Source organism: Burkholderia sp. Ac-20384, from assembly GCF_017104605.1.
Taxonomy (GTDB): Bacteria; Pseudomonadota; Gammaproteobacteria; order Burkholderiales; family Burkholderiaceae; genus Burkholderia; species Burkholderia lata.
Map to the genome: position 1 here is coordinate 1 of NZ_JAAGPE010000460.1, position 5,081 is coordinate 5,081.

The window sequence follows — 5,081 nt, forward strand, 5'->3', positions numbered from 1 at the left end:
CTGCCGCTGTTCATGCAGGTGCGCGACCGCTACCTTGCTGCGCACCCGAAGCCGGCGTGGACGGCGGTGGGTGCGCACATGCTGGGCGGCGCGCCGGGCTATATCGTCGAGATCAAGGCGGTGGCCGCACTCGCGAAGACCGGACCCGGCAAGTGCCCGGGCCGTGCCGCCCGCGGGCGCGCAGCTTTGCCCGGCCGGCATCGTGCCTGACCGGTCGCTTATGGAGCCCTTCATGAATCCGTCACAGCCGCATTTGCACGACGCGCCGGCCCCGTCCGCGCATGCGTATCCGCTGCTGATCAAGCAGCTGCTTCACACGCCGCTCGCGACGCGGCCCGAGCAGGAGATCGTGTACGGCGACCAGGTCCGGCACGATTACTGGACCTTCCGGCATCGCATCGGGCAACTCGCGAGCGGGCTGACGTCGCTCGGCGTCGGCGCGGGCGATACGGTCGCCGTGATGGACTGGGACAGCCACCGCTACCTGGAGTGCTATTACGCGATCCCGATGATGGGCGCGGTGCTGATGACCGCGAACGTCAGGCTGTCGCCCGACCAGCTCCTCCATACGCTGAACCATTGCGGCGCGCGTGTCGTGCTGGTGCATCGCGATTTCCTGCCGTTGCTGGACGGCATCCGCGACCGGCTCGTCGCCGCGCAGCGCTTCGTGCTGATCGCGGACGGCGCCGAGACCGGGCTGCCCGAAGGTTTTGCCGACGAATACGAACGGCTCGTCGCGGCCAGTTCGCCCGATTTCGTGTTCGGCGAATTCGACGAGAACACCCGTGCGACGACGTTCTATACGACCGGCACGACCGGGCTGCCGAAAGGCGTCGCGTTCAGCCACCGCCAGCTCGTGCTGCACACGCTGGCGGGGATGGCCGCGCTGTCGGGCGCGCGCGATCGCGGGCGCCTGCATCGCGACGATGTCTACATGCCGATCACGCCGATGTTCCACGTGCACGCGTGGGGGCTGCCTTATATCGCGACCGCGCTCGGGCTCAAGCAGGTGTACCCGGGGCGCTACTCGCCCGACGGGCTGGTTGCGCTGATCGCGCGCGAGTCGGTGACGTTCTCGCACTGCGTACCGACGCTGCTCGGCATGATCCTCGACTGTCCCGCATCGGCATCGGTCGATCTCTCGTCGTGGAAGGTGCTCGTCGGCGGCTCGCCGTTGCCGGAAGGGCTTGCGCGGGCGGCACTCGCGCGCGGCATCGACGTGTACACCGGCTACGGGATGTCGGAAACGTGCCCGCTGATGACGATCGCCCAGGTCGATGCGTCGCCGATGGCGAACGGCACGGCCGACGACGACCTCGCGCGCCGGACGAAGGCGGGGCTGCCGCTGCCGCTCGTCGACCTGCGCATCGTCGATGCGCAGTTTCGCGACGTGCCGCATGACGGCCGCGCGGCCGGCGAGGTGGTCGTGCGCATGCCGTGGGCGACGGCCGGCTATCTCGGCGACGCGCCGGCAACGGCGTCGTTGTGGGCCGGCGGCTATCTCCATACGAACGACATCGGCGTGATCGATCCGGACGGCCGGCTGCAGATCACCGACCGGATCAAGGACGTGATCAAGACGGGCGGCGAATGGGTGTCGTCACTGGAGCTCGAGGACATCCTGTCGCGCCATCCCGCCGTACGCGAATCGGCCGTCATCGGCGTGAAGGACGCGCGCTGGGGCGAGCGGCCGCTCGCGCTCGTCGTGCTGGCCGACGATCACGTCGGGCGCGTCGGGCCTGCCGAGTTGCAGGCGCACGTGAAGCAGGTAGCCGATCGCGGGCTGATCTCGCGGTACGCGGTGCCGGAACGGCTGCTGATCGTCGATGCGATCGAGAAGACGAGCGTCGGGAAGATCAACAAGCGGGCGCTGCGGGAGCGCTACCAGCCCGCATGACGGCGCGGCCGGCCGGGCACCGGCCGCCCGCCGCGCCCGCTCAGCCGAGCGTCGTCTTGCCGAGATCCTCGAAGAGCCGGACGTTGTCCCAGTAGGCGGCCAGCCGCGCGATGCGGCCGTCGGCATCGAACTCGAACACGAACGCGTGCCGCAGCGTGAACGACCGGCCGCGGTTCCGGATGCCGATAAAGTCCCGCGCCTGCGTGCCGCGGATCGTGACCTCGGCGGTGGCGTGGCGGCCGGCATCATCCGCATGAATGGCGTCGATCCCGTTCGACAGGTCCGGGAATGCGTCCAGCAGCGTGCCCCAGATCATCCTGCCGTGCGTGGCCGCCCGAGCAGCCGCGCCGGCCGGCACGTAGTCGAGGGCGGCAGCGGGGGAAAAGAGCGCGAGCATCCCTTCGATGTCATGCTGGCGATACCGGTCGAAAAAGGCGGCGACGACGTCGCGACGGTTCATGCGGACTCCTGGCGGAACAACGAGGCAACGGTCCCCACGCGCGGCGCGAGCCGGCTGTGCAGGACACCTTCCGGTCAGGATGGGGCGACTTGCCCGGCGCGGTAGCCCCCCGAATGGGGGGCTGAACAGCACCCGCCCGATCGAGAACAATGCGAGTCCTTCCGTTCGACCGGCGCGCGCCGCGGTACGGACATCACCTACTTTTGACGGCCATCGCCGTGTCGCTATGCTGTTTCGGTACGCGGCGGCACTGCGCCGCGCACCGGGCCGTACCGTGGCCCGGCCTTCCGGGCGGACGCACGCGCGCAGCGCAAGGAGAACAGGAACAGCATGACGTCCAGCGACAGCAGACAAGCAGCAGGGCCTGCGGACGCCGACGGGATCGAAGTGCTGGTGCGCACCAAGCTCGCACCGGCGTCGGCCCGTGGAATCGTGTCGCGCATCGCGCGCTTCGGCCGGCTCGCGCGCGGCCTCGATCGCCGGCTGACGCTCGTGTGCGCGCCGGCCGGGTACGGCAAGACGACCGTGCTGGCGGAATGGCGCCACGCGCTCGTGGCGACGAACGTGAAGGTCGCCTGGGTGAGCCTCGACCAGGACGACGACAACGCGTCGATCTTCTCGTCGTACGTGGTGGCGGCGATCGTCGACGCGACGGGCGGGGTCGGCGGCCGCGCGCAGCGGCTGCTGCGCGACCGCGCGCTGATTCCGCTGAAGATCGTGTTCGACGAATTGCTCAACGAGCTGGAAGTCGCGGGCGTCGAGCTGGTCCTGATGCTCGACGACTACGATCGCCTCGCGTCGCCCGTCATCCACGACGCGATGTTCGAGCTGCTGCGCTATGCGCCATCGAACCTGCACGTGGTGCTGTCGTGCCGCTCGGCGCCCGCGTTGCCGCTCAGCTATTTCGAATCGCGCGACGAGCTCGTCCGGGTCGACGAGGACGATCTGCGCTTCGACGAAGCGGAGACGCGCGCATTCTTCGAGCGCGTCGCCGGCAAGCCGCTCAGTGCGGAAAACGTCGGGCGGCTGCGCGCGGCCACCGAAGGCTGGGTGTCGGGCCTGCAGCTCGCGGCGCTCGCGTTGCGCGACGACAACGATGCGGCGCGCGTCGCCGAGCAGGTCAGCCATGCGCGCGCCGGCATTGCCGCGTACCTGAACGAGAACGTGATGACGCAGGTGCCGGACGCGATCCGTCATTTCCTGCTCTGCACGGCCGTGCTGGACCGGATGACGCCCGCGCTGTGCGATGCGCTGACCGGCCGCGACGATGCTGTCGCGTGCCTGGAGTGGCTGAGCGCGCACAACCTGTTCATCCGCTCGGTCGACGGCGGCCGCCGGAGCTACCGCTATCACGCGCTGTTCCTGCAATACCTGCGCGAGGAGCTGGCGTTGCGCCGGCCGGACGAGGTCGCCGCGCTGCATCGCCGCGCGAGTGCGTGGTACGCGGCCGAACGGCAATGGCCGGATGCGGTCAGGCATGCGCTCGCCGCCGGCGATTTCGACGCGGCCGCCGGCTGGGTCGAGGCGTGCGCGATGAAGCTGATCGCCGCAAGCGACGTCCGCACCGTGCTCGACTGGGTATCGCGCCTGCCGGAGCCGGCGCTGGCGGGCCGCCTGCGGCTGCGGATCGCCCACGTGTGGGCGCTGGCGCTGTCGATGCAGATGGTCGACGCGCGCCGCGCGCTGGAGGCGATCGAAGCCGATATCGCTGCACGGCGGCTCGGCACGGACGCGATCACGGCGACCGAGCTGCTTGGTGTTCGCTCGCTCATCGCGGGGCTGTCGGACCGGAGCATCGAGTCGCTCGAGCTCGGCGAGCGCGTGCTGGCGGCCGGCCCGCCGGCCGGCTCGTGGGTCGAGCAGATCGGGCAGACCACGCTCATCTTCGGGCTCGGCTACGCGGGCCGTCTCGACGACGCGCTCGACCTGCGCGCACGCGCGGAACGCGCGGCGTCGGGCCACGAGCCGCTGTTTGCGCACGTGTACCGGCAGAACATGTCCGGTCTCGCCGAATTCGTCGCGGGCCGCCTGCACGATGCGTCGAAGACGTTCGAGACGGCGCTGCGCGGCGCGGAACGCTCGGCGGGGCGGCTGTCGGCGGCGACCGCGCTGTCGGCCGGCTACCTGTCCGCGATCTATTACGAATGGAACGACTGGCCGAAGGTGCGCGAAGCGCAGCGCGACCGTTTCGACATCGCGATGCAGGCGTGTTCGCTCGGGCCGCTGCTGCGGTTCATGCAGACGGCCGCGGTGCTGCAGTTCCGGTCGGGCAACGAGGCCCGCGCGCACGAGATGCTCGACGAGGCCGACCACATCGCCTGCAGCCGGCAATGGCTGCGGCTGCGCGTCGCCTGCATGGCGACCGGCGTGCGGCTGCATGTGAGCGCGGGGAAGCTGACGCAGGCCCATCGCGTCGGGCGGGCGCTGGCGGCGCTGGTGTCGGCTGAACCGCCGGAAGTCGCGTCGAGCTTCGTCGAGACGTGGCAGATGGCGCAGTCCGCGCGGGCGCGGCTGTTGCTTGCCGATGCGCGCGCGGAAGAGGCCGCCGGGGTCATGGCCACCGTGCACGACGTGCTGGCCGCGCGCGGCTTCGACTGGTTCGCCGCGCAGGCCGCCGTGCTGCGCGCGGTCGCGCTCGAACAGGCCGGGCAGGAAGACGACGCGCTGGCCGTGCTCGCCCCTGCGCTCGAAAACGGGCAAGGCAACGGACTCGTGCGCACGTTC

Annotated in this window: 3 protein-coding genes and 1 pseudogene; 3 read left to right on the forward strand and 1 reads right to left on the reverse strand. The window is 70.4% G+C overall.

Annotation, left to right across the window (positions count from 1 at the left end; genetic code table 11):
* Positions 1-210 (forward strand): annotated as a pseudogene (locus G3O00_RS39710) (hypothetical protein); the annotation flags it as partial.
* Positions 211-232: 22 nt separating this feature from the next.
* A complete protein-coding gene (locus G3O00_RS39715; protein ID WP_206146255.1) occupies positions 233-1,897 on the forward strand; it encodes a fatty acid--CoA ligase in 1,665 nt (554 codons plus the stop codon).
* A 40-nt stretch (positions 1,898-1,937) separates the two neighbouring features.
* Here G3O00_RS39715 and G3O00_RS39720 read toward each other — a convergent pair whose 3' ends face one another.
* A complete protein-coding gene (locus G3O00_RS39720; RefSeq protein WP_206146256.1) occupies positions 1,938-2,357 on the reverse strand; it encodes a nuclear transport factor 2 family protein in 420 nt (139 codons plus the stop codon).
* Between the two features lie 330 nt (positions 2,358-2,687).
* Between G3O00_RS39720 and G3O00_RS39725 the strand changes: the two genes are divergently transcribed.
* The coding region (locus G3O00_RS39725; protein ID WP_206146257.1) for a helix-turn-helix transcriptional regulator at positions 2,688-5,081 on the forward strand (2,394 nt) is incomplete at its 3' end.

Bases quoted from the DNA above. Each gene is read 5' to 3' on its own strand.
- G3O00_RS39715 (WP_206146255.1), top strand. From the start codon at position 233: ATGAATCCGTCACAGCCGCATTTGCACGACGCGCCGGCCCCGTCCGCG.
- G3O00_RS39720 (WP_206146256.1), bottom strand. From the start codon at position 2,357: ATGAACCGTCGCGACGTCGTCGCCGCCTTTTTCGACCGGTATCGCCAG.